25 protein-coding genes are annotated in these 24,620 nt (G+C 40.3%); all 25 read right to left on the bottom strand.

The genetic code is table 11. The features are described 5' to 3' along the window. Entirely contained in the window at positions 1-831 is an 831-nt protein-coding gene (locus EHW90_RS01645; RefSeq protein ID WP_243113882.1) for a sugar ABC transporter substrate-binding protein, read from the bottom strand. Between the two features lie 131 nt (positions 832-962). Then, positions 963-1,919 (bottom strand): ABC transporter permease, encoded by a 957-nt coding sequence (locus tag EHW90_RS01640; protein WP_124950733.1) that lies wholly within the window; start codon positions 1,917-1,919, stop codon positions 963-965. A gap of 8 nt (positions 1,920-1,927) precedes the next feature. After that, positions 1,928-3,412 (bottom strand): sugar ABC transporter ATP-binding protein, encoded by a 1,485-nt coding sequence (locus tag EHW90_RS01635; RefSeq protein WP_124950731.1) that lies wholly within the window; start codon positions 3,410-3,412, stop codon positions 1,928-1,930. 93 nt (positions 3,413-3,505) lie between these two features. Beyond that, a complete protein-coding gene (locus EHW90_RS01630; protein ID WP_124950729.1) occupies positions 3,506-4,519 on the bottom strand; it encodes a sugar ABC transporter substrate-binding protein in 1,014 nt (337 codons plus the stop codon). Positions 4,520-4,669: 150 nt separating this feature from the next. Beyond that, positions 4,670-5,512, bottom strand: a complete 843-nt coding sequence (locus EHW90_RS01625; RefSeq protein ID WP_124950727.1) for a class II fructose-bisphosphate aldolase — start codon at positions 5,510-5,512, stop codon at positions 4,670-4,672. Positions 5,513-5,521: 9 nt separating this feature from the next. Beyond that, positions 5,522-6,637, bottom strand: a complete 1,116-nt coding sequence (locus EHW90_RS01620; protein WP_124950725.1) for a carbohydrate kinase family protein — start codon at positions 6,635-6,637, stop codon at positions 5,522-5,524. Positions 6,638-6,724: 87 nt separating this feature from the next. Then, entirely contained in the window at positions 6,725-7,624 is a 900-nt protein-coding gene (locus tag EHW90_RS01615) for a magnesium transporter CorA family protein (protein WP_124950723.1), read from the bottom strand. 32 nt (positions 7,625-7,656) lie between these two features. Beyond that, the gene (locus EHW90_RS01610; RefSeq protein ID WP_124950721.1) at positions 7,657-8,301 is read right to left on the bottom strand and encodes a YigZ family protein; all 645 of its coding nucleotides are present in this window, start codon (positions 8,299-8,301) and stop codon (positions 7,657-7,659) included. 93 nt (positions 8,302-8,394) lie between these two features. Beyond that, positions 8,395-9,090: a lecithin retinol acyltransferase family protein gene (locus tag EHW90_RS01605; RefSeq protein ID WP_124950719.1), complete on the bottom strand. Its 696-nt coding sequence runs from the start codon at positions 9,088-9,090 to the stop codon at positions 8,395-8,397. A 94-nt stretch (positions 9,091-9,184) separates the two neighbouring features. Next, the gene (gene hflX / locus EHW90_RS01600; RefSeq protein ID WP_124950717.1) at positions 9,185-10,429 is read right to left on the bottom strand and encodes a GTPase HflX; all 1,245 of its coding nucleotides are present in this window, start codon (positions 10,427-10,429) and stop codon (positions 9,185-9,187) included. Between the two features lie 7 nt (positions 10,430-10,436). Further along, positions 10,437-11,282, bottom strand: coding sequence for a tetratricopeptide repeat protein (locus EHW90_RS01595; RefSeq protein WP_124952611.1), 846 nt, complete (start codon positions 11,280-11,282; stop codon positions 10,437-10,439). Then, positions 11,254-11,685: a dUTP diphosphatase gene (locus EHW90_RS01590; protein WP_124950715.1), complete on the bottom strand. Its 432-nt coding sequence runs from the start codon at positions 11,683-11,685 to the stop codon at positions 11,254-11,256. The genes EHW90_RS01595 and EHW90_RS01590 overlap by 29 nt, the downstream gene beginning before the upstream one ends. Positions 11,686-11,695: 10 nt before the next feature. Beyond that, positions 11,696-12,292, bottom strand: coding sequence for an SMC-Scp complex subunit ScpB (gene scpB / locus EHW90_RS01585; protein WP_124950713.1), 597 nt, complete (start codon positions 12,290-12,292; stop codon positions 11,696-11,698). Beyond that, positions 12,285-13,079: a segregation and condensation protein A gene (locus tag EHW90_RS01580; RefSeq protein WP_124950711.1), complete on the bottom strand. Its 795-nt coding sequence runs from the start codon at positions 13,077-13,079 to the stop codon at positions 12,285-12,287. Before EHW90_RS01580 ends, scpB begins: the two co-directional genes overlap by 8 nt. A gap of 45 nt (positions 13,080-13,124) precedes the next feature. Continuing rightward, positions 13,125-13,985 carry a metallophosphoesterase gene (locus tag EHW90_RS01575; RefSeq protein WP_124950709.1) on the bottom strand — a complete coding sequence of 287 codons (861 nt, stop codon included), beginning with the start codon at positions 13,983-13,985 and terminating at the stop codon, positions 13,125-13,127. Between the two features lie 7 nt (positions 13,986-13,992). Next, the gene (locus EHW90_RS01570) at positions 13,993-15,336 is read right to left on the bottom strand and encodes a serine hydrolase (RefSeq protein WP_124950707.1); all 1,344 of its coding nucleotides are present in this window, start codon (positions 15,334-15,336) and stop codon (positions 13,993-13,995) included. A 257-nt stretch (positions 15,337-15,593) separates the two neighbouring features. Next, positions 15,594-16,775 (bottom strand): NAD(P)H-dependent flavin oxidoreductase, encoded by a 1,182-nt coding sequence (locus tag EHW90_RS01565; RefSeq protein ID WP_124950705.1) that lies wholly within the window; start codon positions 16,773-16,775, stop codon positions 15,594-15,596. A gap of 16 nt (positions 16,776-16,791) precedes the next feature. Continuing rightward, positions 16,792-18,492 carry an acetyl-CoA carboxylase, carboxyltransferase subunit beta gene (gene accD / locus EHW90_RS01560; protein ID WP_124950703.1) on the bottom strand — a complete coding sequence of 567 codons (1,701 nt, stop codon included), beginning with the start codon at positions 18,490-18,492 and terminating at the stop codon, positions 16,792-16,794. Positions 18,493-18,513: 21 nt separating this feature from the next. Beyond that, a complete protein-coding gene (locus EHW90_RS01555; protein ID WP_124950701.1) occupies positions 18,514-19,860 on the bottom strand; it encodes an acetyl-CoA carboxylase biotin carboxylase subunit in 1,347 nt (448 codons plus the stop codon). After that, on the bottom strand, positions 19,861-20,286 hold the full coding sequence (gene fabZ, locus EHW90_RS01550; protein ID WP_124950699.1) for a 3-hydroxyacyl-ACP dehydratase FabZ: 426 nt from the start codon (positions 20,284-20,286) through the stop codon (positions 19,861-19,863). Positions 20,287-20,291: 5 nt separating this feature from the next. Continuing rightward, positions 20,292-20,726, bottom strand: a complete 435-nt coding sequence (gene accB / locus EHW90_RS01545; protein WP_124950697.1) for an acetyl-CoA carboxylase biotin carboxyl carrier protein — start codon at positions 20,724-20,726, stop codon at positions 20,292-20,294. 4 nt (positions 20,727-20,730) lie between these two features. Then, entirely contained in the window at positions 20,731-21,966 is a 1,236-nt protein-coding gene (gene fabF, locus EHW90_RS01540) for a beta-ketoacyl-ACP synthase II (protein ID WP_124950695.1), read from the bottom strand. Between the two features lie 11 nt (positions 21,967-21,977). Continuing rightward, positions 21,978-22,724, bottom strand: a complete 747-nt coding sequence (fabG, locus tag EHW90_RS01535; protein WP_124950693.1) for a 3-oxoacyl-[acyl-carrier-protein] reductase — start codon at positions 22,722-22,724, stop codon at positions 21,978-21,980. Then, entirely contained in the window at positions 22,721-23,638 is a 918-nt protein-coding gene (fabD, locus tag EHW90_RS01530; protein ID WP_124950691.1) for an ACP S-malonyltransferase, read from the bottom strand. The genes fabG and fabD overlap by 4 nt, the downstream gene beginning before the upstream one ends. Before the next feature lie 3 nt (positions 23,639-23,641). Next, complete coding sequence (fabK, locus tag EHW90_RS01525) at positions 23,642-24,580, bottom strand: enoyl-[acyl-carrier-protein] reductase FabK (RefSeq protein ID WP_060931318.1); 939 nt, start codon at positions 24,578-24,580, stop codon at positions 23,642-23,644. Positions 24,581-24,620: the final 40 nt, after the last annotated feature.

The raw sequence follows: 24,620 nt of genomic DNA, 5'->3' as shown, positions 1-24,620 counted from the left end.
TTATTGCCACTTTGATATATCAAATTTAGTTATATTTCCTGCATTTATAAGGTCAACACCTATATAAATATCACTCTCTATATCTTTTTTATTCAAGTAATCATATGCCGTTCTTGCCGCCGCCTTACCCATAGATATAGGATGCTGTGCTACGGTAGCGGTAAATAACCCCTGCTTTATAAGCTTTTTGGCATCCGGTGAACCGTCCACCCCGTAAATCAAAAGATTTGTCCCTCTTTTTTCTTTTAATGCCGCCAATGCACCTATTGCTGTAGGATCATTCATTCCGAAAATTACATCTATTTCCTTACTGTTTGACCTCAAGTACTTATTCATAGCCTCATTTACAGTTTCTATTTCACTAACCCCGTCTATCTCGTCTACAATCTCATACTCCGGTCTGTTTTTTATAGTGTCTATAAATCCCTGTCTCCTTTGAACCATAGATGAAGCAATAAGGTTTGCTACAATAAGAATTTTTGCTCCCTCCGGCTTTTTTTTCAACAAATCATTCGCCAACAATACACCTGCTTGGTAATTATCAGACTGAATAGTACTTATTACCCCTACTCTGTCATCCACATCCGTATCCAACAAAATAACCGGAACCCCCCTTTTTTTGCATTCATATAATGCACTTTCTATTCCACTCCTATCCACTGCATTTACAAATAAAATATCAATACCTTCATTAAGCATATCTATAATTTGTGCATTTTGTCTGCTCTGGCTCTGTGCCGGATCCCTTGTTATAAGTATATCACCATTTGCTTCAATAGTATCCCTTAAATTTTCGTTAAGTACGTTAAAATACGGATTATTCATTGTCATATATGTTGATCCAAATATAATTTTCTTATTCCTACTTCTAAACTTCACAAAAAATATCAATAAACACAATAAAAAAACATATGCTAAGAGCATATAAAATGCCCTTAGCCTGTTTTTGTCGATTTTTTTCATTATTTACTCTTTTTTAAATTTCTAATATAGTCGATAAATACTGCAAGTAATATTACAATACCCTTTACAACTGTCTGCCAGAAAGAATTTACATTCATAAGATTAAGTCCGTTGCTGAGTATTCCTATAATCAATGCACCTACCAATGTTCCGCCAAGTTTTCCATATCCTCCCGACATAGAAGTACCGCCTACTACAACTGCCGCTATCGCATCCATTTCGGCACCGTCACCTGCTGTAGGCTGCCCTGAATACATACGAGAAGCCAAAATCACTCCGGCAAGTCCGGCCATAAGTCCTGAATATGTATAAACTAAAAACTTTACCTTTGATACGCTTATTCCTGAAAATCTTGCTGCCAATGTATTTCCGCCAACCGCATATATATATCTTCCTATCTTTGTTCTGTTCATAATAAGTACGGATAAAATAAATACCACTATCATTATTAAAACAGGTACCGGTATAATTCCAATATATCCCGCACCGATCCACTGCCACTGTTTTGAAACAACTCGTACAGGGGATCCTCCTGTATATACTCCTGCAAGACCTCTCGCAATATTCATAGTAGCCAATGTCACTATAAACGGAGGTATAGTGGTTCTTGAAATAACAAAACCGTTGAATGCACCTATTATAAGTCCTATAAGTATTCCTATAATCATCGCCAGGTGTATACTCATTCCATATCTTGATACGCAACCTGCCGCAAGTACTCCTGAAAGCGCTATTACGGAACCTACAGAAAGGTCAATACCTCCAAGTATTATTACCATTGTCATTCCACAGGCAAGAAGCATATTTGTAGATATCTGCCTTAATACATTAAAAACATTTTTTGTTGTAGGAAATGAACTGCTTGTTGCAGGAAACACTGTAAGAAATATTGCAAGCACCAGCAATGCAATTATTATTCCCATATTCTCTTTAAAAAAATTTAACGTCTTTTTCATACAACCTCCTATATAGCGGCCAGTGCCATAATACTTTCTTGTGATATTTCTTCATGTTCTATGCAACCTCTTATCATACCTGCCGCCATAACATATACTCTATCGCTCATGTTTATTATTTCAGGCAACTCTGACGATATCATTATGATTGATACGCCGCTTTTCACAAGCTCATTCATTATCTTATATATCTCCGACTTTGCCCCGACATCTATTCCTCTTGTGGGCTCGTCCAATATAAGAATCTTCGGATTTGTAGCCAGCCACCTTCCAATCATTACCTTTTGCTGATTACCTCCGGATAGATTTCCTATTATCTGCTCTTGTGACGGTGTCTTAGTATTCATCATATCTATATACTTTTTAGTTATTTCCGTTTCCTTTTTAATATTTACATTCAAGTTTTTTATAAACTCATCCAATACTTCAATAGTAGTATTATATTTTATGTCCTGTATCAGATAAAGCCCTTGTTCTTTTCTGCTCTCAGGTACTAAAGCAAGTCCGTTTTTTATAGCATCTCTCGGATCTTTTATATCAACTTTATTTCCGTCAATATAAATTGTACCTGTAACATCCTTTGAAAGTCCGAATATGGCTTCCATTGTCTCACTTCTTCCTGCACCTACAAGTCCGGCAAATCCGATTATCTCACCTTTTTTTAGCTCAAAGCTGACGTCTTTTACCTTATTATTATCACTTAGATTTTCTACTTTAAGTATAATATCTTTAGACGGCATAAAGTCTCTAACATAGTAATTGGTCAAAGTTCTTCCAACCATCATAGCTATAAGTTCTTCTTTATTGGTATCCTTTACAACCTTTGTACCTACATATTCACCGTCTCTCATTACGGTTACTCTGTCACATATCTCCTCAAGTTCACTCATCTTGTGTGATATATAGATAATACCAACCCCTTTTTTGGTCAAATCTCTCATAATGTTAAATAGATTTTCCACTTCTCTGTCACTTATCGAGGAAGTCGGCTCATCCATGACCAAAATCTTGGCATTTACAGATACCGCTTTTGTTATCTCAACCATTTGCTGCTTTGCTATAGGTAGATCCTTTATAAGTTCTCTTGAATCTATATCCATACCCAAATCATCCAGTATTTTCTGAGCATCCTTTTCCATCTTTGAAATATTTACAGTGAACCCTCTACCGCTTTCTCTGCCCAAATATATATTCTCTGCAACACTCATATATGGTACCAATACAAGTTCCTGATGTATTATTGCTATATTATTATTTGAAGCATCATGTACTGAATCTATAGATACTTTCTTTCCTTCTATCTCTATTTCTCCCTCATCAAGGCTGTATATTCCTCCAAGAACTTTTATGAGCGTTGATTTTCCTGCACCGTTTTCTCCAAGAAGTGCATGTACCTCTCCCGCCTTCAGTTCAAAATTCACCTTATCTAATGCCTTAACTCCTGGGAAACTTTTTGATATGCTTTTCATTCTCAATAAAATATTATCTGCCACTGTTTCACCTGCTTTATTTTCAAAATAAGGCACCCGAAAGGATGCCCAAAATTATAATTGATATTTTTTTCAGCTCATACTTTGATGAGAATATCATTGCCAGCCGTCTGTTCCATACTGTGCTACATTATCTGATGTAATAAGGAATGTATCTACAGGGTATCTCTCATCAACCTTCTTGCCCTCTACATAGTCATACATTATCTGAACAGCCTTCTCCGCTATAGAAACCGGAGATTGTGCACCGGTTCCCTCTATCAAGGAATTACCTGATGCAAGCTCTGATTTGATATCCGGTGAACCGTCAACACCGTAAATCATACATTTTTTGATTCCTGCCGCATTTGCCGCCGCCAAAGCACCTAAAGCTGTAGGGTCATTTCCGCCGAATATAGCAACTACATCAGGATTTGACTGTAATAAGTCCTCTGCAATACCCATTGCAACTTGTAGATTTCCCTTAGCATCCTGCTGTGCTACGACCTCAAAGCCGTGGTCCTTGATAGCATCCATAAATCCGTTTGTTCTGTCTACAACAGATTGCATAGTCGGAGAATCGAGAACTATGATTTTACCACCGTTAGGAGCTTTCTTTACCAAATCTTCTCCTACCACTTTTCCTGCATTATAGTTATCTGAACCTGTATATGAAACTAAATATGACATATCGCCAACTTCAGTATCAAATCCAACCATCGGTACTCCTGCTTCCTTAGCCATATCAAGTGCCGGAATAATACCCTGTGCATCAACCGGATTCATAAACAGACCGTCAAGCTTTTGTGAAAGCATATCTTCAACCTGTGAAATCTGCTTTGTAACATCATTTCCCGGATCCGTTACAATAAGTTCATCACCCTTTGCCTCTACCAACTCCTTTATTTTGTCCTGAATTGTAACAAAGAACGGATTAGTTCCATCCATACATGTATAGCCGAATTTGTAGTGCTTTCCACTGCTCTCACCGGTGCTTTGAGCCTCGCTCTTCTCTGTTGTAACAGCCTCTTTGCTGTCTCCCTCAGAAGCCGCTTTCTTTTCTCCACCACATGCAACCAAACTTGCTACCATTGTCAGTGCCAATGCACCTGCCATTAACTTCCTTTTCATAAATCCTCCTTTTCATACCCTTTTGGGCTTATAGCTATAATAGCATAATGATACTTAATAAAAACTGTTTTATGTAATATATTCGTATTGACATTTGTCATATCTTTATATATTTATAATATTTTAAGTTTATATATCAAAGTATATAATCTATTTTTGTGTATTTTTGAACACTCTTATTGTCTCCTTATATGTCTTTACCATATTTCGCCTTATCTCAACCAGTATATCATGCGAATATATATTTCCGTTTTTATCTTTAATCATATCTTTTATAGCATCACCGGCATACTTTGCCGCATATGTATAGTAGTTTATTTTTCTCACTCCGCAATCTATACATTTTTTAAAATCCGAATCGCTGATTCCCGAGCCGCCATGCATTACTACCGGAATACCGCAAAGTTTCCTTATTCCGCTGATTATATCAAAGTCCAGATTCGGCCTGCTCTTATATATTCCATGTACTGTTCCGAATGATGCTGCAAGTGCATCTATTCCTGTCTCATTTACAAATACCCTTGCAACTTCGGGGTCTGTATATGCTCCTAAAATGTTCTCGTTCTCACCTTCTGTTCCCATAGAGCCAAGTTCCGCCTCTATACTTGCTCCATACTCATCTGCCAATATCTTCGCATATTTTGTATTTGCTATATTCTGTTTTAACGACAGTTCAGATCCGTCATACATTATACTTGTAAATCCTAAATCCAACGCTCTCTTTATTTCATCAAAGTTGTTGCCATGGTCTAAATGTACGCATACAGGTACTTTGCTCCTATCTGCAAATGCCACCATCACTCTTCCTATATCTTCAAGTGAAATATATTTACTATGTGCCGCATTGGCAAATTGTAATATTACAGGTGTATCCTCATCCTCCGCCGCTTCTATCACCGCCAATACACCTTCAAGTGATGTAACATTAAATGCAGCTATCGCCATATCTTTACTTTCCGCCATTTTTAAAATATTCTTCAATGTTATTAACATAATCCCCCCCTACTCACAGATAAAATCTTGAGTTTCCCAGTTGTTTTTTATTTTTTCTTCCAGTTCATCTATACTTAACAATCCGCTAAATGTATCATATTCCGTAATACACATTGCACCTGTAGCCGCCGCTATTTCCATTGCTTTCTTAGGACTGTAATTATTGGTTATTCCATAAAGAAATGCCGCTATCGCCGTATCTCCCGCTCCTATTGCCGACTTTATTATGTCAGGCTTAAAACTTTTTTGGAAATGTTTGAAATCATTCCAAGAACTGTCCAGATTTAACTTTTGTGATATATCACTTGCCGTGCACAGATACATACCTGCTACACCACATTTTATAAGCAATATTGATGCACCTAAAGACATAACTTTCTTAGCAAGCGGTACTATATCCTTTTCTAAACTGAGGCATGCACATAAATCATTGTCCGAAGACCTTTCTAAAAGTCTGTCATATCCGTCTCTGTCAACCATACATAATAACTCTTCAAAACTTGGTTCAAATACATCCACATATGGCAATACTTGTCTTAATATTTCTTTCCAGTCCTGCTTTCCTGACTCACTGTTAGGGTCTATTGCCGCCACATCAAGGCTCGTAATCAATCCTAATTCCTTTATATTCTTATACATTTGTATAAGATCTTTGGCATTATCTTTATAGAACCCCTCCATCAACGTCGGATACCCGAAATGAAACAAATATCCGCCTTCTATTTTTGACATATCCAAATCCGAAAAACTGAAAGTATCATTGGTTCCTGTAAAATGTAAAAAACTTCTGTCAAATCCCGGCGGTGCTATCACTATTGTATATGAGGTATCCTCACTGTCTGATATTATAAAACTTGTCTTTGCACCCTCTTTTTTACATTTTTCCATTATCTGTCTGCCGAACTCATCATTACCGATTTTGGCAATAAGCTCAACATCCGCACCGAACTTATGCAATGCCATACCTGTATTATTCACACTTCCGCCGTTTGCAACTGTAGCCTTACCGATATTGATAAGTTTTCCCGGTTTTATAAGTTTACCAAAATCTTTACCGTTTGTATTATATATTATCGGTGTAATATCATAGGATATATGTCCTGCAACTATTATTTTTTTCTTCATATTTCCCCCTTTCAAAAACAATTTACCTAAAACAGCAAAAAAATAATAGTTACATTAGTCATTAAATAACCAATGTAACTATTATTCCTACCACAGTTTTTTCCATATAAATTTCCACATTATCCACAGTAATACGGCTGTGATAAGTGTTATAAGTATCCATCCGCCTTTCATTGTGGTGAAGGGCAAATCCACATTCATGCCGAAGAATCCTGAGATAATTGTCGGTATTGTCATAAGCAGTGACCATACGGTCATGATACGCATTGTTTCATTCAGCCTGATATTTATAAGATTGTTGTACATTCCGCTCATCTGCTCCACTATGCTTGATGCCATATCCGCCATCTCACTTGCCTGCTTCGCCTCTATGTAGGCATCCTCAAGCTGCTCCTTCTCGGCATTTGAACATTTCTTTATTGCCGTAGTTATCCTCATCTGCCTTATTGCCACAACATTTTGCCTTGTTGCAGCTCCAAGGTAGATAAGACCTACCTCAAGGTCCGACAAATCCCAAATCCCTTGATTGTTTGTGTTGTTTCTAAGCCTTCTGTTCAGATGCAGTCTCTCTTCATTAAGCTTATCAAGTATCGGCAAAAACGAGTCGGATATAACAAAAAGGCACAAAAATAACAGCATCATCGAACTGCTTGCCTCTTCCACCTCTATAAGCTTTTCAATCTGCGGCACAATATAATTTGTATCATATGTGACAAACATAAAGATACTGTCCGCATTTACAAAAAATTTTATCGACCTTGTCTCATAGTGTCCGTCATTTTGTGTAAATGCAGGCACATGTATTACCGCAAACAGATTCTTGCCGTCATAATCTACTCTCGCTCTCTCATTTGAGTCAAGCACATACTCGGACATCTCTTCGGTTAAGTCAAATTTTTTCTCCAATGTCTCTACATCCGTTATATTGCTGACATCTACAGCTCTCCAATAGTATTTCTTTCCTTCTTCTCCCAAATACATTTGCATTTATAAATCCTCAAGCTTAATTCAAGCCTTTTCTATCTGTATTCTTTATACCACTTGTTATCCACAGTGATATATTTTATCTTCTCCAAAAGCAGTCTTTCTATATTTGCATTGGTCTCTTCTACAAGCTTTTTTTGCAGTCTTTCACTCTCACCGTCTTCAAATATAAGACTCATCGTGACATTCTCGTCAAATAAAGTATCTTCTATCACTATATTTTCACTCTCCGCTATATACTTTATTTTACCGTAAAAATCATAACCAAACCTGTACTTTGCCCTGAATCCTTCGTGAATTTCTCCACTGACACTTGCATTTAAACCTTCTATAACGGCACCTTGATATGCTCTTATAAGTCCGCCCACTCCAAGCAGTGTACCTCCGAAGTACCTTGTTACCACTACAACTATATCAAAGTAACCTTGGTTTTCAAGCACTTCCATCATAGGCATTCCGGCACTTCTTTGCGGCTCTCCGTCATCAGAACATTTTTTCTTGTCGCCCTTGTCCCCTATAATATACGCATAACAATTATGCCTTGCGTCATAATATTTTTTCTTTATTTTTTCTATAAACTCGATTGCCTCTTCCTCTGAAGATACTGCCGCAATATTTGCTATAAACCTTGATTTCTTTTCTACAATCTCAGTCTCTTTCGTTTCCAGAATGATTTTCATTGGTTATCTCCTACTTTTAGACAGATTATAACAAATGTTCACATAAATAAAAAGACTGCCGGCAGCTTTTTAAGCTTTGACAGTCTTAATAAATTATATTGATAATGCCATATCCACCTGGCGTGAAAACGATACTCCGGTCTTACACCACAGAGCAAAATGCTCACAGTTATTTCTAGTCAGATTGTAGGATCTCTCTCCAAGCCTTGACTTGGCTCTCTTTATTGTCTCTTCAGGTGAGAACAGCTGATACTTTGCCTTAAATATAAAATCAAATATACCTGTTCCCTCTCTCGGATTTTCAGTAAAGTCGGTGCTGCTCCTTAACTTTCTCGGAGGACCGCCCGCCTTTGGAAAATGCAGTACAAAATAATCCTTGCAACCTTGTGTAAAACCTTCAAGGTCTGTTTCATAGATACTCACATTTCTTCCGAAATCCTTAGTCTTATCCGCATAGTGAATGACCCTTCCTTCACCTATATATACACCGTAGTGATCATACCACTTTCTTGATACCCCTATCACATCTCCGGGCTTTAAAAAGCTGTCTGAAGCCAGTCTTTCAAACTTATCCTCCATAGCACTCATACTTCCGGTGGCTTTTCTTATATTATCCTTATCCAAAATCCTTGCATGGTCATCAAGCAGATTTTGTTGCAGTCTGTATCCGTTCTTTACTTTTTTATCTCTCCAAAAATGCTGCTTTCCGGTAATCTTCTCTTCCTTATTGGGTCTGTCGCCACCCGGTTTCATCAAAAGCTTACCTGCAATCAAAAGCGCTAATAACATAATCCCCCCAAAGTAATATAATATAGTTAGGTCTCACTAAGTTAGGTATAACTAATATATACTACTTATAAAACTTTTTCAAGCAAATTTTATGCTACCCCATCACTTTCCCGAAAATCTCCGCAGGAATATACGCCTTTATCAAGATACCGTCGTCTGTGTACTCTTCACTTTTAATCTCTCCGAACTTTCTGATAAGTGCAATCTTACCTGCATCTTTATAAGAAAAAATATGTTCCAAATATACTCTTTGATTTTGCAATATATTTTCAATAGTCTTCTTTAAATCTTCAATGCCCTCTCCCGTCTTTGCAGACATCTTAATAATCTTATCCGCATGGAAATCTCTCGGAAGTTCCTCTCCTTCCTTTATCAGGTCTGTCTTATTAAAGACTGTAATTATATCCTTATCCACCACATCAAGGCTTCTGAGCGTATCATATACCACAAGCATCTGCGAGCTTGCCTCCTCATTTGATGCATCCACCATATGTACCAAAAGATTGGCATACTTGGCTTCCTCAAGTGTTGATTTAAACGCCTCTATAAGATGGTGAGGAAGCTTTCTTATAAAGCCTACAGTATCCGTTACAAGTATTTCCTGACCGCTTCCAAGCTTCAACTTCCTTGTAGTCGGGTCAAGTGTTGCAAAGAGCTTGTCCTCCGCCAAAATATTTGCATCTGTCAGCTTGTTTAAAAGTGTCGACTTGCCCGCATTTGTATATCCCACTATAGCCACATTAAAGGCAAGGTTTTCATCCCTTGATTTTCTTATCAGCTCTCTGTGGCTTTCCACCTTCTTAAGCTCCGACTTAAGCTGTGAAATCCTCTCATGAATAAGTCTTCTGTCCATCTCAAGTTTTTTCTCTCCGGGACCTCTGGTACCTATTCCGCCACCAAGTCTTGAAAGACTGCTTCTAAGTCCTATCAGCCTTGCTGCAGAAAATTTCAGCTGAGCCAGCTCAACCTGAATCTTTCCTTCACTTGTCGTGGCTCTTTTTGCAAATATATCCAAGATAACCATGGTCCTGTCCATTACCTTGGTATCCAGCAAATCTTCCAGATTTCTAAGCTGTGCAGGTGTAAGCTCGTCATCACATACCACACCTGTGGCATCAAGCCTCTCTATTCTTTCTCTTACCTCTTCTATCTTGCCTTTTCCAAGATAGGTGCCGGGATGTATCCTCTCCCTTGACTGTATAATACTGTCAAGCACTGTAGCCCCTGCCGTGTCCACAAGCTCCGCAAGTTCTTTCATAGACTCTTTTGTATCGTCGCCTACATCCACTCCGAGAAGTATAACTTTCTCAACTATTTCCTTTGTTTCAAATGTACTCATATATTACCTATCTTATTCTTGCCTTTAAGAATGCCACCTCATGTGAAACGCTCTCATCCTCACCGTATTTTTCAATATATGCGTTGAACGCTTCAAGTGCCTTGTTGTAATCACTCTTATATTCATAGCATGAACCCCTTGAAAACATCAAAGATTTCAAGGTCTCATCTTCACTTTTATTAAGCTTTTTCTTTTCAAGCAGTGCTATGCCCTCATCCACGGCTTCAAGTGCCTTATCATAGTCCTCTCGCTTTGACATATGCTTTGCATATACCGCCAATACCTTGGCATTCTTCCTTCCGGTCTCTTTTAAAAGTTTCTCCAAAAACTCCTCGGCACTGTCAAGGTATGTCGCATCCATCTTTTTGTCATACATATCCTCGTAGTACTCTGCTATAGTAATACCTGCATTGATATGAAGCTCGCTTTTATCATCCTGTTTTGCTGCCCTTTCATACATCTCTATGGCATTGTCAATATTTATATCCATATCCGTATTGCTGAGCTTTGTATATATGATAGCGAGCATATCCATGTATTCGCTTCTGTTCTCATCTGCAGATGTAAGCAGCCTGTAGCTGTGCTCCGCCGCCTTATAATCTCCTGCCCTGTACTCCGCCTCCGCTCTGTATCTGAGTATATCTATTTCAAGGCCTCTTATACTGTTGCTGCCATGTGCTTCTATAGCCTTGTCAAACGCTTCCACCGCCTCGGCATACTTTCCCTCATTTAAAAGTGCCTTTCCGGCTTCAAAGTTTTTTCTCTCCTTGCCTGAACATCCGCCAAGCATAATGACGGCAAGTACACCTACCGCAAAAAATCTTCTAATTCTTCCCTGTACTACCAAAGCCACCTCTGTCAACCTCATTCAATTCTTTTACTTCTTCAAATGTAAACGCGTCCTGATGTTTTATTATCCTGAACTGACATATTCTGTCATTTACCTCTATAACGGTATCTCTCATAGCCAGTGCCGGGAACTTCCACTCATCATTGTCTCCGCAGTATGACTCGTCAATCACACCCATAGAATTGGTCTGCAGTATGCCGAAGTTTTTGAATGTGGAACTTCTAGGTACCACCAACGCCTCATAGCCCTTGGGCAATTCCATTCCCACGCCGAGTTTTATCAGCTTATATTCTCCGCTTTTAAGTTCCACCCTTTCGGCGGCTCTCAAATCTATCCAATCACTTTTGCCGTCAATGAATTTGAGTTTTTCAATTTTCTCACTAAAGTATTTTATCTTTATCTTCAACTGTTTATCCTCACTTGTTTTGGTTTGCTTCGCTCTCAAAGCCGAACTTCCAGCCGGTCTCTTCTTCCACCTCATGTACAATCTCCGCCTCAAGGTCGGAATCAAGCCTAGGCAGAGACTCTTTTGACTCTATACCGAATCTTCTGAGGAACTCCTCCGTGGTCGCAAACTGTGCCGGTCTTCCCGGAGCATCCAGCTTACCGGCCTCGTACACCAGACCGAACTCCACAAGCCTGTTCACCACATGATCCGATGAAACTCCTCTGATATGCTCTATCTCAGACTTCGTTATAGGTTGCTTGTATGCAATGATTGACAATGTCTCAAGTATAGCATCAGTCAGTACCTGCTTTTTGGGAGTCTTACAAACTTTGATAAGCTTGTCATAGTATTCGGACCTGGTACACATCTGCACACAGTCTCCCAAGTCTATTATCTGTATACCTCTGTTTTCCTTATTATATTTATCTTTTAACGACTCAAGATTTTGAATAACTTCACTTTCTTTCATCTCAAGGGCCGCACAAAGCTGTCTGATTTCTACAGAAGCTCCCAGTGCAAAGAGTATCGCCTCTATTGCCGCCTCCGTCTTGGTTAATTTAGCCATCAAGTATATCGCTAAGGTCTAGCGTTTCCTCCTTTCCCTCTTCTTCCAAAGTCTCTATCTGCATTTCACCGAAAACTTCTTCCTGTGACAGTGCAATCTTACCTATTTTCATCAGCTCAAGCACACTTAAAAAAGTGACAACGACCTCAAGCTTTGTAGGCTGATCTTCAAGCAATGCTCTAAAGGTAAACTTCCTATGTTTTCTGGCATACTCCATTACATCCTTTATCTTCGCCTCAAGCGATACAGGTTCCTTTTTTATAGTGCCGAAATTGCTTCTTACCTTATCTATTCGGTTGTCCTTTTGCTTCATCACGCGGTCAAAGACCTGTCTTAACTTATGCAGATTCAAATCTCCGAAAAGCTCGTCAAGGTCTACAGGCTCTTTGTACTGTTCCACCTCATCAGGAATAGTCGGACTCTTATAAAGTATCTTCTCTGCATCAAAGTACTTACCGGCAAGTTCATTTGCCATAAGCTTGTACTTCTTATACTCAAGCAATCTCTCCACCAGCTCGGCTCTCGGGTCAATGACTTCCTTTGTCTCTTCATCCTCTTCAAGAGGCAAAAGCATCCTCGCCTTTATATCCAAAAGTGTTGTAGCCATCACTATAAATTCACTCATAAGGTCAAGGTCGTCCGTCTCCAAATGATTCATATAATTCAGATACTGCTCGGTTATACTCACTATCGGAATATCGTATATGTCCACCCTGTCTCTCTCTATAAGATACAGCAAAAGATCCAGCGGACCTTCAAATCTCTCCAATTTGTATGAAATCTCCATACTCACCTCTCATCAACTCACTCAACCTTATCATTGTATCAAATTTCAAGCTCTTTTGCGACCTTTAAGATTGATTACCACAAGCTCCGACATATCATTGAGCCTGATATTTATACTGTGTGTACCAAGCCCCGCTCCTATTATCTCTGTCATGTTTCCAAGTCTTTTCATTCCCACTACCAATCTGTTGAAAAAATGAAACTGCGGAGTCATTACTCCGATTCCTGCCGGCAGTCTTATCGTTCCTCCGTGAAAATGTCCGCAAAGTGTCAGATCCACGCCGCTTCTTTCATAGTCTTTTATAAAAAGAGGTGAATGTGCCATAAGTATGTTATAATGTGACCTTTTAATACACAGCCTCTCCTTTATATAATCTATATCAAGCGGTTTTTTAAACCTTCGCAGATAATACTTTTTTTCAAGGTCAAGCCCGTGAATACGAATATTCTCACCGATGTCCACACTGTCATCAGACAGATATACTATACCCATATCTTCCAATATCTGCTTATATCTGCTATAACTTAGCCCGAACTTGTTTTCAGACAGCCTCTGCTCATGGTTTCCGTTTGCATATATACAGGTATATTTATCTGAAAGTCTCTTTAAAAGCGGCAAGACATTCTCTATTCCAAGCTTACTTTTTACCGTAATCATATCTCCGCCTATCAATACGATATCCGGAGATATTTTATCTATCGCCTCAAGAAGCTTTATATTGTTTTTACCGAAGCTGTTGTTATGTAAATCGGTCAAAAAGACTATTTTTTTGCCGCCTTTTATCTTGTCGGTAGATATATTGTAATGTACTACCTTAAACTTTTTTCTCTCATAAAAAGAACGGAGCAGCAAGGCACTACACCCCACTGCTCCCAATCCTGTAATTTTAGAAAATATATTTTTCATCAAACTCCTAGCTTACCCAGACTCCATCGCTGTTTAATACATATCCGTCCGGTGTGGTGGTATTTGTCAACATTTTACCATCACTTCCCAAATAATACCATAGTCCGTTATAATTAAGCCAGGATGAAGAGTTCATAGCACCTGAATCTTCCATATAGTACCATGAACCGCCGGTATCCTGTCTCCAGCCTCTTGCCATGCGTCCGTCCGCATCAAACCAGTACTTTTTACCGTTGATATTAAGAACCTCCGCTCTGGCACTTGTATTGTCAGACTTTATATAAAACCAGTTGCCATTGTTTTCCTTCCAACCGACATCGGGTGCCATTCCCGGACCGTAGTTTTCAGACTTCATCACAGATGTTCTGATTTGCTTCGGTGCAAGCTCAACCTTTGCACTGTCCGCCATTGTAATATTCTGCTCCTGTTTTGCCGAAACAGCCTGACTTTTTGCAACTGCTCTGCCTGTGTCCTTTGAAGCAATGTTTACTCCTCCGCTATTTGCTATAGAAAAGCCGTAGTCAAGCAATTTCTTCGTATCGTCATAGTGAGTGCCCTTACATTTAAGAACTACCACTACCAGTCTGATACCGTTTCTTTCGGCAGCCGTTACAAGAGTATTCCCGGCACTCTTTGTATATCCGGTCTTACCGCCTATTACTCCGTCACAACTTATCTCTCCCGTAACCATCTTGTGGTGCATCTTTACGGAAGAAGGCGCAGACTTTGAATTTGTAGCTGTGAAAGTATAACTTCCCGCGCCTGCCGCAGCCCTGAATGTCGGATTTTTAAATGCTTCAGCCGCAATAAGCGCCATATCCTTGGCTGTCGTTTTGTGGTTTTGATTGTTAAGTCCGTTCGGATTTACAAAGTTTGTATGAGTCGCTCCAAGCTCTCTTGCTCTGTTGTTCATCATATTTGAAAATCCTGCAACAGACCCTCCTATATGTTCCGCCAGCCCGTTTGATACTTCATTGGCCGATGCCAACATCATTGCGTAGAGTGCATCTCTTACACTCATACTGTCTCCGACTCTGACAGGTAAAACTGTTGCACCGCTCTCAAGATTTGCGACAGCCGAACTGTTAAAGTATACCGTGTCGTCAAGATTTGCCTGTTCCACTGTAAGCAGGCCTGTCATTATCTTTGTGATGGATGCCGGCGCAAACTGAGTATCGCCGTTTTTCTCATATAAAAATTCGCCTGTATTGGCATTGTATACCGCCGCTCCCTGTGCGCCTATACTTGGCGGTGTCGCCGCATATACAGCTATAGATTCAGGTACAAAAGATATTACAGTTACGGATAAGACTATAGCCAATCCGGTTGAAATTATTCTCTTAAGTCTCATATTTCCTTCCTACTTTATTTTATTGAGGACAATCTCTAATCACAGCAAAAATACTATAATGAGCTTCTGTATGATTATGCCTCATGTGTTAATATTGTATCACATATATTGAACGCAAATATTAAGTAAATCTTACATAGCTATGACTTTATACTAAACCGGAGTAATTTAGTAAAGTATAAACGAATAATATTAAGAAAATCGTAATATAAAAAGGCCGAGCTCCTAAAGCCCGGTCTGAAAATTTATTATATTATCTATATATTTTCTGTAAGTTCATTTATAATGTCCGCTACATGCTCAATCTTGTTTGCCCTGTATGCATTGGCTCCGCAAAACAATAGTGCATGACTCTCGTCCGAGTTTGCGGCACAACAAAGTGCCTCGGTGATACAGTAAGGTATTGTCTTTCTGTCACATACCGAAGTGGAAAGACAGTTACAACAACGCCTTATCGGAACAGGTCCGCTCTTTAATCTGTCCATAAAGTCGTTTCTTATTGCCCTTCCCGGCATACCGACAGGAGATTTTGTAATAACTATATCCTCTTCTTTCGCGTCTATATATGTCTGCTTATAATCATCCGGAGCATCACATTCATATGTGGTTACAAATCTTGTACCCATCTGTACACCGTCCGCACCCAGACTCATGGCATGTTCTATATCCTCTTTTGTATATATGCCGCCTGCAACAAATACGGGAATCTTTTTGCCGAATTTTTCTTCATAGATTCTTACTTCTTCTATAATTTCTTTTATTTCGGCATCATACTTATCTCTTTTGTAGTTTTTGCTCGCCATAGTGTCCGCACCCAGTTCATGAAGCTCATCATATGAAAAACCTAAGTGTCCGCCTGCAAGCGGTCCTTCTATAACTACAGCATCTGCGGTGGTCTTATACTTTCTGTCCCACATCTTTAATATGACTTTGGCACTTTTTCTGCTTGAAACTATAGGTGCGATACAGGTTTTTTTCTCATTTCCGCTTATCTGTTGTCCCTTTTGCACCAGCTCAGGCAAATCTATCGGCAATCCTGCACCTGATATAATAATATCCGCTCCGGCTTTTACAGCCTCTATTACATAGTCCGCATATTTATTGGTTGCCACCATTATATTAAAGCCTATAAAAGGCACATAATCTTTTAATTTATCCAAAAACTTCGCCGCCCTGTTTGAATCCTTGAATTTTTCAAACACCTGCGCCGCCAAAGCTCTCGCCTTATAAAGCTCGGTCTTTATAGCACGAAGATTTGTAGGTATAGGATTTTTATAAAAGTCATCATCCCTAAAGCCTATCTGTGCCGTAGAGATAATCCCCATTCCACCGTTTCCGGCCACATGTGCCGCCAAGGAGGAAAGGCTTATACCGACACCCATTCCGCCTTGTATAATAGGATAGAGTAAACTTCTGTCACCTATTTTTAACACTTCCATATTTACCTTTCAGCTATTAAAATTTTCTAAATCTGTTGTACCTGTCTTTAGCAATCTCTTCGCCTGACTTGACTGCATTTTTCTCAAAGAAATCATCCATATTTGAAGACAGCTCGTCTACAACATCATCTATAGTATCTATTGTCAAAGGAATATTTTCTTTTATAACCCTGTCTACAACTCCGAGTTCTTTCAACTCTTTTGCAGTGATTTTCATTACCTCGGCAGCCTCTTTATTCTTCTTTGCATCCTTATAAAGTATTGATGCAAAGCCCTCAGGTGAAAGTATTGAATATATGGAATGCTCAAGCATCCAGACTTCATTTGCCACTGCAAGTGCCAAAGCTCCGCCTGAACCGCCCTCTCCTATTACTACGGAAAGAACAGGCACTCTCATATCGCTCATCTCAAACAGCGCCCTTGCAATAGCCTCTGCCTGACCTTTTTCTTCGGCTTCAATACCGCAAAACGCTCCCGGAGTATCTACAAAACAGATAATAGGCATACCAAAGTCATTGGCGTGTTTCATAAGTCTGAGAGCCTTACGATATCCGCAAGGATTCGGCATACCGAAGTTTCGTATCTTGTTTTCTTTCAGATTCTTTCCCTTTTGCTGTGCCACCACCATTACAGGCTTGCCGTTATAGTTTGCTATTCCGCCTATAATTGCACCGTCATCACCTGAAAGTCTGTCGCCGTGAAGTTCCATAAAGAATCCGAACAATTTATCAATATAATCCTTTGCAGTAGGTCTGTCCGCTCTTCTTGAAAGCACTACACTGTCCCATGCGCTCTTAGGCTGCTTCACCTTAGGCTGTTTGTGGTCAACTATCTTTGTATTGTCGCCCACCTCTTCCATCTTTTTCACCTTTTTGAATCCGCAGGTATGTGCTCTTAAAAGCTTCTTTAACACACTTCTTTGGTCGGCTCTTTCCACGATAGCATCTATAAAGCCGTGTTCAAGCAAAAACTCGGCACTCTGGAATCCTTCCGGCAGCTTTGTACCGATAGTCTGTGCTATTACTCTCGGTCCCGCAAAACCTATAAGCGCCTTAGGCTCCGCAAGTATTATATCCCCAAGCATTGCAAATGAGGCACTTACTCCGCCCATTGTAGGGTCTGTAAGGAAGCTTATAAAAAGCTGTCCCGCTTCATGGTGCTTTTTGAGTGCGGCTGAAGTCTTTGCCATCTGCATAAGTGAAATCATTCCTTCCTGCATTCTGGCACCGCCTGAACATGAGTAGATTATGATAGGCATTTTTTCCTGTGTGGCTTTTTCTATGGCGGCTGTTATCTTCTCACCTACCACATGACCCATAGAAGACATCATAAATCTTGCATCACATACAGCTATTGCAGTCCTTACATTGCCGATAGTCGCTTCACCGGTTACCACTGCCTCATTAAGCTTTGTTTTTACTCTTTCTTCTTCAAGCTTAAGTTCATAGTTCGGAAAATCCAAAGGGTTTGATACAGGCATTGTCTTGTTCCACTCAATGAAGCTTGCGTCATCCACAAGCATTTCTATTCTTCTGTATGCATGAACTCTGAAATACCCGCCGCATTTCGGACAGGTATAATAATTTGCCTTAACATCCTCCGCAAAAATAGGTTCCTTACAGATCTTACACTTTCTCCAAAGGCCCTCAGGAATATCCAGTTTTTCATTTCCGGGTTCTATCTTTGCATATGTCTTTTTGAACACATTTCTAAACATGACAACACCTCAAAACTTTCATTACTGCATCTTAAACTGTTTTTCTATAAATGAAGTATCTATATCACCCTTTATAAAATCGGGGTTGTTTATTATCTCATAGTTAAAGTCGATATTTGTATCCACACCCTCTATAACAATCTCACCAAGTGCCGATCTCATCTTCGCAATAGCTTCTTCTCTTGATTTGCCGTGTACTATCAGCTTTAAAAGCATTGAGTCGTAGAACGGAGATATCATATAGTCCTCATATATATGTGTATCCACTCTCACTCCGTTTCCGCCCGGCAAATGCATACTTGTAATCCTTCCCGGAGAAGGTGCAAAGTTCTTCTTAGGATTTTCAGCATTTATTCTGCATTCAATGGCATGACCGTCTATCTTTACATCCTTTTGTGAAACGGAGAGCTTTTCACCTGCCGCCACTCTGATCTGTTCCTTGATAAGGTCCATTCCCGTAATCCACTCGGTTACAGGATGCTCCACCTGTATTCTGGTATTCATCTCCATAAAGTAAAAGTTTCTGTGCTTATCCACCAAAAACTCAATGGTTCCGGCATTTTCATAGCCTGCAGCCTTTGCCGCACTTACTGCGGCCTTTCCCATCTTCTCTCTTAACTTATCGTCAAGGAACTCTGAAGGAGCTTCCTCAAGCACCTTTTGATGTCTTCTTTGGATAGAACAATCTCTTTCACCAAGATGTATTACATTTCCGAAGCTGTCCGCCATTATCTGAAACTCTATATGTCTCGGTCTTTCAATATATTTTTCGATATACATGGAGTCGTCTGAAAATCCCTTAAGCGCCTCAGCCTTTGCAGTCATAAAGTTCTCGGCAAAATCCGCTTCGCTCTTTGAAACTCTCATTCCCTTGCCGCCACCGCCAAGAGCCGCCTTTATCATTACCGGAAAGCCTACTTTTTTTGCAAGTTTCAGGGCTTCATCCACATTTTTTACACTTCCGTTTGTTCCCGGTATTACAGGAATACGCGCTTTTTGCATGGTGGCTCTGGCCTCAGCCTTGTCTCCAAGCTTTGCAATAGTCTCAGACTTCGGTCCGATAAACTTTATACCCACCTCGGTGCAAAGTCTTGCAAACTTTTCATTTTCCGATAAAAAACCGAATCCAGGATGAATAGCCTCCGCACCTGTTGCCACAGCCGCACTTAGTATTCTGTCCATATCCAGATAGCTCTTAGATGCCGGTGCAGGCCCTATACAAATAGCCTCATCTGCCAGCATTGTATGCAAGCTGTCTCTATCCGCCTCAGAATATACGGCCACACTTATAATACCCATCTCTCTAAGTGCTCTGATAATTCTGACTGCAATCTCTCCTCTATTTGCTATCAATACTTTTCTAAACATTTATTCTCCAATGATGAATGTAAGCTCAGCCTCTACCGCAATCTCGCCGTCTACGCTTGCTACAGCTTTTCCTATTCCAATTCTGCCTTTTGATCTGATTATTTCACATGAAAGCTTTAACTTATCTCCCGGAACTACTTTTCTCTTGAACTTTGCAGAGTTTATAGCTCCGAAATAAGCCGTCTTGCCCTTATTTTCAGGTACTGAAAGTATAGCCACCGCACCTGTCTGTGCAAGTGCCTCTATCATAAGTACTCCGGGCATTACAGGCTCCTCCGGAAAATGTCCCAAAAACTGAGGCTCATTGTATGTAATGCTCTTATATCCTACACTTTTTTTGCCCGGCTCCAGCTCCTCGATACAGTCAATAAGTAAGAAAGGATGTCTGTGAGGTATAATCTCCTGAATTTCCTTAATTCCCAACATATTCTTTACTCCAATATAAACAGAGGCTGTCCGAACTCAACCACAGTCTCATCCTTTACAAGAATTTCCTTTATAACACCGTCAAAGTCGCTCTCAAGCTCGTTCATAAGCTTCATGGCTTCAATGATACCTATTACCTGACCTTTTTTCACTCTGTCGCCCACATTCACAAAGCTCGGAGCATCAGGTGAAGGTGAACTGTAGAAAGTACCTACAAGCGGTGAAGTAATTGTATGTCCCTTAGCGGCTACGGCTTCTTCTGTATTTGAAGCTTCAAAGCTTACACTCTGTGCTACAGGTACTGCCTGAACTTCTCCCGCAACAAGCTTTGTCTTATTCTTATTTATAACAATTTTCTCCGCATCGGTAGCATAGTTTAATGTATCGACATCGCTCTTACTTACAGTCTCTATCAGTTTTATAATCTCTTCTATTTGCATAAGTTTACTCCACGAATTTTTTAATAACTATACTTGCATTGTGACCGCCAAAACCGAGTGAATTGCTTATAGTCGCATTTACTTCACATTCTCTCGGCTCTGTCAAAAAGTCAAGATCACACTCCGGATCTTTATTTATAAGTCCTACATTCTTATGCATGAATCCGTCTTCAATAGACTTCACACATACAATAGCCTCTACACCGCCGGCGGCACCGAGTAAGTGACCTACCATTGACTTGGTTGAACTTATTCCGACTTTATTTGCATTCTCACCTAAAGCGCTCTTTATAGCCTTTGTCTCAAACAAGTCGTTGTGATGTGTTCCTGTACCGTGTGCATTTACATAGTCGATATCGTCAGGAGATATTCCGGCATCATTTATTGCAAGCTCCATAGCCTTTGCGGCTCCCGAGCCGTCCTCTGCAGGTGATGTGATATGGAAAGCGTCACAGGTTGCACCGTATCCCGCCATCTCGGCATAGATATGTGCGCCTCTTTTCTTTGCATGCTCAAGTTCTTCCAAAACCAAAACTCCTGCACCCTCTCCCATAATAAATCCGTTTCTGTCCTTATCAAAAGGTATTGACGCTCTGTCCGGATCGTCTGTAGTATTGAGTGCTGTAAGAGAAGTAAATCCGGCTACACCTATAGGTGTTATGGAACTCTCCGTACCTCCTGCAAGCATTACATCCGCCTCACCGTAAAGGATGGATCTGAAAGCCTCACCGATACAGTTGGTTCCTGTAGCGCATGCAGTAACAACATTTATATTCTTTCCCTTAAGACCGTAAGCAATGGCTACATTTCCTGCCGCCATATTTGAAATCATCATAGGTACCAAAAGCGGAGCAACTCTGCCGGGTCCTTTTTCAAGGAGCTTTGTATACTCTCTCTCCATAGACTGAAGTGATCCTATTCCGGATCCTACAGCCACTCCCACCATATACGGGTCTTCTTTTTCCATATCAAGCTTGGCGTCTTCAATGGCTTCCTTGGTAGCCGCTACCGCAAACTGTGAAAACTGCTCCATTCTTCTTGCGGACTTCGGGTCCATATACTGCTTTGCATCAAAGCCCTTAACCTCGGCTGCAAGCTTGGCCTTATAGTCCGTGGTATCAAAATATGTTATCAGTCCTATGCCGTGTACACCCTTTTTGATATTCGCCCAAAAATCAGCTACATTCAGACCTATAGGAGTGATGGCTCCCATACCTGTAATAACAACTCTTCTTCTCATAGTCACCTCATTTACATGCTCATTCCGCCATCTATTTTGATGACCTGACCTGTAATATATCTGCCTTCTTCTCCTGCCAAATATGCCGCCATATTTGCTATATCTTCTGCCTCACCCTGATATCCCAAAGGTATGATTGCATTTATCTTTGACTTGGCGTCATCAGTCATCGCCTCAGTCATGTCCGTCTTTATATATCCCGGTGCTATTGCATTTACGGTGATATTTCTGCTTGCCATTTCTCTTGCGGCAGTCTTTGTCATACCGATGACTCCCGCCTTTGATGCGGCATAGTTTATCTGTCCCGCATTGCCCATCACACCGCTAACGGAAGAAATATTTATTATTCTTCCGAATCTTTTCTTAATCATATATTTTGAAACAACTTGCATTGTGTTAAATGTACCCTTTAAGTTGGTAGCTATTACCACATCAAAATCTTCAGGTTTCATTCTCATCATCAAATTGTCTTTTGTGATTCCGGCGTTATTTACCAATATATCAATCTTTTCTTCTTCTGCTATGATGTTTTCAATCATCTGTTTTGTACTGTCATAATCCGATATATCACATTGGCAGATCTTTGCCTTACCGCCGTTATCTTCTATCTCTTTTACAACTTTTTTTGCCGCCTCACTTGATGAAGCGTAGTTTACATATACAAGCGCTCCGTCAGCCGCCAACTTTTTTGCTATAGCCGCTCCGATACCTCTGCCTGCACCTGTAACCAAAGCTACTTTTCCTTCCAACCTTTTCATCTTGCCTCCAAAATCTGACTGCAAACATTTGCTACATCCGCGTACTCTTCTATATTGTAAATTTTCACCTGTGGATCTATTTTCTTTACAAAGCCTGCCATAGTCTTTCCCGGGCCGACTTCTACAAAGGTATCCACACCCCATTCAATCATCTTTCTTATACTCTGCTCAAGATGTACGCTTCCTGACACCTGATCTATAAGATTTTTCTTTATATCATTCTTATCCGTAACAATCTGTGCATTCACATTTGCCACATAAGGTATCTGTATATCGTTTATAGTTATATCATCAAGTACCTTTGCAAGTTTTTCTCCCGCTTCCTTCATCAGTCCCGAGTGAAAGGCTCCGCTTACCTTAAGCGGCAATACTCTCTTTGCTCCGGCTTCTTTCAACTTTTCACCTGCAAGTGCCACCGCTTCCTTTGTACCTGATATTACGGTCTGTCCCGGGCAGTTATAATTTGCCACCCAACATCCGTCTATCCCGTCCACTATGGACTTGATGGTATCATTGTCCAAAGACAATACGGCACTCATGGCACCGCCCTTTATCTCGGACATATACTGTCCTCTTTTATCCACTGTAGCAATTGCGTCTTTTGCACTTATCGCACCGCTAAGGTAGAGTGCCTCATATTCTCCAAGGCTAAGTCCCGCACATATATCAGCCCTAAGTCCTGTCTTTTCAATAGCCTTTAACATGGCGATACCTGTGGCCACCATAGCTATCTGTGTGTATCTTGTATTGTTTAATTCATCATTTTCTTTGAAAATCAGATCACATGCATCTATTCCCGTTACAGTCTTTACACTATCAAAAACTGCTCTTGAATCCGCATCATTTTCATAAAAACTTTTGCCCATATTTTGTTTTTGAGCTCCCTGTCCCGGGAATAAAAATGCTATCTTCATAATTTATACTAAGCTCCCTGCATTCTTTAAAAGATTAGTTGCCTCACTCATTATCTCGTCAATGATTTCTTTTGCGCTTTGTTTCTTGCTTACAAGACCTGCTATTTGTCCCGCCATAACCGTTCCGTGTACTATATCGCCTTCCATAACGGCTTTTCTTAGTGTACCCAGTGTCAAATACTCAAGCTCTTCAAAACTCTTGCCCTCGGCCTCAAGTTTTGAATACTCTCTGGTCATGGCATTTCTTAGACTTCTTACAGGATGTCCGTGGCTTCTGCCTGTTACTGCAGAATCTATATCCTTTGCCGCTATTACTCTGTCCTTATAAGCCTCACTTACTATAGACTCATCGGCTACCACAAATCTTGTACCCATCTGTACCGCCTTGGCTCCAAGCATAAGTGATGCCGCAAGACCTCTGCCGTCTGCAATACCTCCAGCCGCAATAACAGGTATATTTACCGCATCAACCACCTGAGGTACAAGAGTCATAGTTGTAGCTTCACCGATATGTCCGCCGCTCTCCGTACCCTCGGCAACCACGGCATCCGCTCCCGTTCTTTCCATTCTTCTTGCAAGTGCCACACTTGCTACAACAGGAATTACCACTATTCCGGCTTCTTTCCACATCTTCATATACTTTTCAGGAGAACCGGCACCGGTAGTAACTACTTTTATACCTTCTTCCACTACTACTTTAGCGATATCTTCAGCATGTGGTGACATAAGCATTACATTTACGCCGAAAGGCTTACTTGTAAGCTTCCTTGCCTCTCTTATCTCGTTTCTTACGACTTCTGCAGGTGCATTGGCACCTCCTATAAGACCTAAGCCGCCCGCTTCACTTACTGCTGCTGCAAGGTGGTGTTCGGCAACCCATGCCATACCGCCTTGAATTATCGGATATTCTATACCTAATAGCTTTGTTATATCTGTTTGCATTACTTTCCTCTGCCCTTTTTAAGAAAACGCCCGTAGGCGT

The organism is Lachnoanaerobaculum orale (genome assembly GCF_003862485.1).
GTDB classification, from domain to species: Bacteria; Bacillota; Clostridia; order Lachnospirales; family Lachnospiraceae; genus Lachnoanaerobaculum; species Lachnoanaerobaculum orale.
The sequence above is the reverse complement of the archived record's forward strand: the minus strand, read 5'-3'. Positions and strand labels throughout refer to the sequence as shown.

Bases quoted from the DNA above. Each gene is read 5' to 3' on its own strand.
- EHW90_RS01645 (WP_243113882.1), bottom strand. From the start codon at position 831: ATGACAATGAATAATCCGTATTTTAACGTACTTAACGAAAATTTAAGG.
- EHW90_RS01640 (WP_124950733.1), bottom strand. From the start codon at position 1,919: ATGAAAAAGACGTTAAATTTTTTTAAAGAGAATATGGGAATAATAATT.
- EHW90_RS01630 (WP_124950729.1), bottom strand. From the start codon at position 4,519: ATGAAAAGGAAGTTAATGGCAGGTGCATTGGCACTGACAATGGTAGCA.
- EHW90_RS01625 (WP_124950727.1), bottom strand. From the start codon at position 5,512: ATGTTAATAACATTGAAGAATATTTTAAAAATGGCGGAAAGTAAAGAT.
- EHW90_RS01620 (WP_124950725.1), bottom strand. From the start codon at position 6,637: ATGAAGAAAAAAATAATAGTTGCAGGACATATATCCTATGATATTACA.
- EHW90_RS01615 (WP_124950723.1), bottom strand. From the start codon at position 7,624: ATGCAAATGTATTTGGGAGAAGAAGGAAAGAAATACTATTGGAGAGCT.
- EHW90_RS01610 (WP_124950721.1), bottom strand. From the start codon at position 8,301: ATGAAAATCATTCTGGAAACGAAAGAGACTGAGATTGTAGAAAAGAAA.
- EHW90_RS01605 (WP_124950719.1), bottom strand. From the start codon at position 9,090: ATGTTATTAGCGCTTTTGATTGCAGGTAAGCTTTTGATGAAACCGGGT.
- hflX (WP_124950717.1), bottom strand. From the start codon at position 10,429: ATGAGTACATTTGAAACAAAGGAAATAGTTGAGAAAGTTATACTTCTC.
- scpB (WP_124950713.1), bottom strand. From the start codon at position 12,292: ATGGCTAAATTAACCAAGACGGAGGCGGCAATAGAGGCGATACTCTTT.
- EHW90_RS01580 (WP_124950711.1), bottom strand. From the start codon at position 13,079: ATGGAGATTTCATACAAATTGGAGAGATTTGAAGGTCCGCTGGATCTT.
- EHW90_RS01575 (WP_124950709.1), bottom strand. From the start codon at position 13,985: ATGAAAAATATATTTTCTAAAATTACAGGATTGGGAGCAGTGGGGTGT.
- EHW90_RS01570 (WP_124950707.1), bottom strand. From the start codon at position 15,336: ATGAGACTTAAGAGAATAATTTCAACCGGATTGGCTATAGTCTTATCC.
- EHW90_RS01565 (WP_124950705.1), bottom strand. From the start codon at position 16,775: ATGGAAGTGTTAAAAATAGGTGACAGAAGTTTACTCTATCCTATTATA.
- accD (WP_124950703.1), bottom strand. From the start codon at position 18,492: ATGTTTAGAAATGTGTTCAAAAAGACATATGCAAAGATAGAACCCGGA.
- EHW90_RS01555 (WP_124950701.1), bottom strand. From the start codon at position 19,860: ATGTTTAGAAAAGTATTGATAGCAAATAGAGGAGAGATTGCAGTCAGA.
- fabZ (WP_124950699.1), bottom strand. From the start codon at position 20,286: ATGTTGGGAATTAAGGAAATTCAGGAGATTATACCTCACAGACATCCT.
- accB (WP_124950697.1), bottom strand. From the start codon at position 20,726: ATGCAAATAGAAGAGATTATAAAACTGATAGAGACTGTAAGTAAGAGC.
- fabF (WP_124950695.1), bottom strand. From the start codon at position 21,966: ATGAGAAGAAGAGTTGTTATTACAGGTATGGGAGCCATCACTCCTATA.
- fabG (WP_124950693.1), bottom strand. From the start codon at position 22,724: ATGAAAAGGTTGGAAGGAAAAGTAGCTTTGGTTACAGGTGCAGGCAGA.
- fabD (WP_124950691.1), bottom strand. From the start codon at position 23,638: ATGAAGATAGCATTTTTATTCCCGGGACAGGGAGCTCAAAAACAAAAT.
- fabK (WP_060931318.1), bottom strand. From the start codon at position 24,580: ATGCAAACAGATATAACAAAGCTATTAGGTATAGAATATCCGATAATT.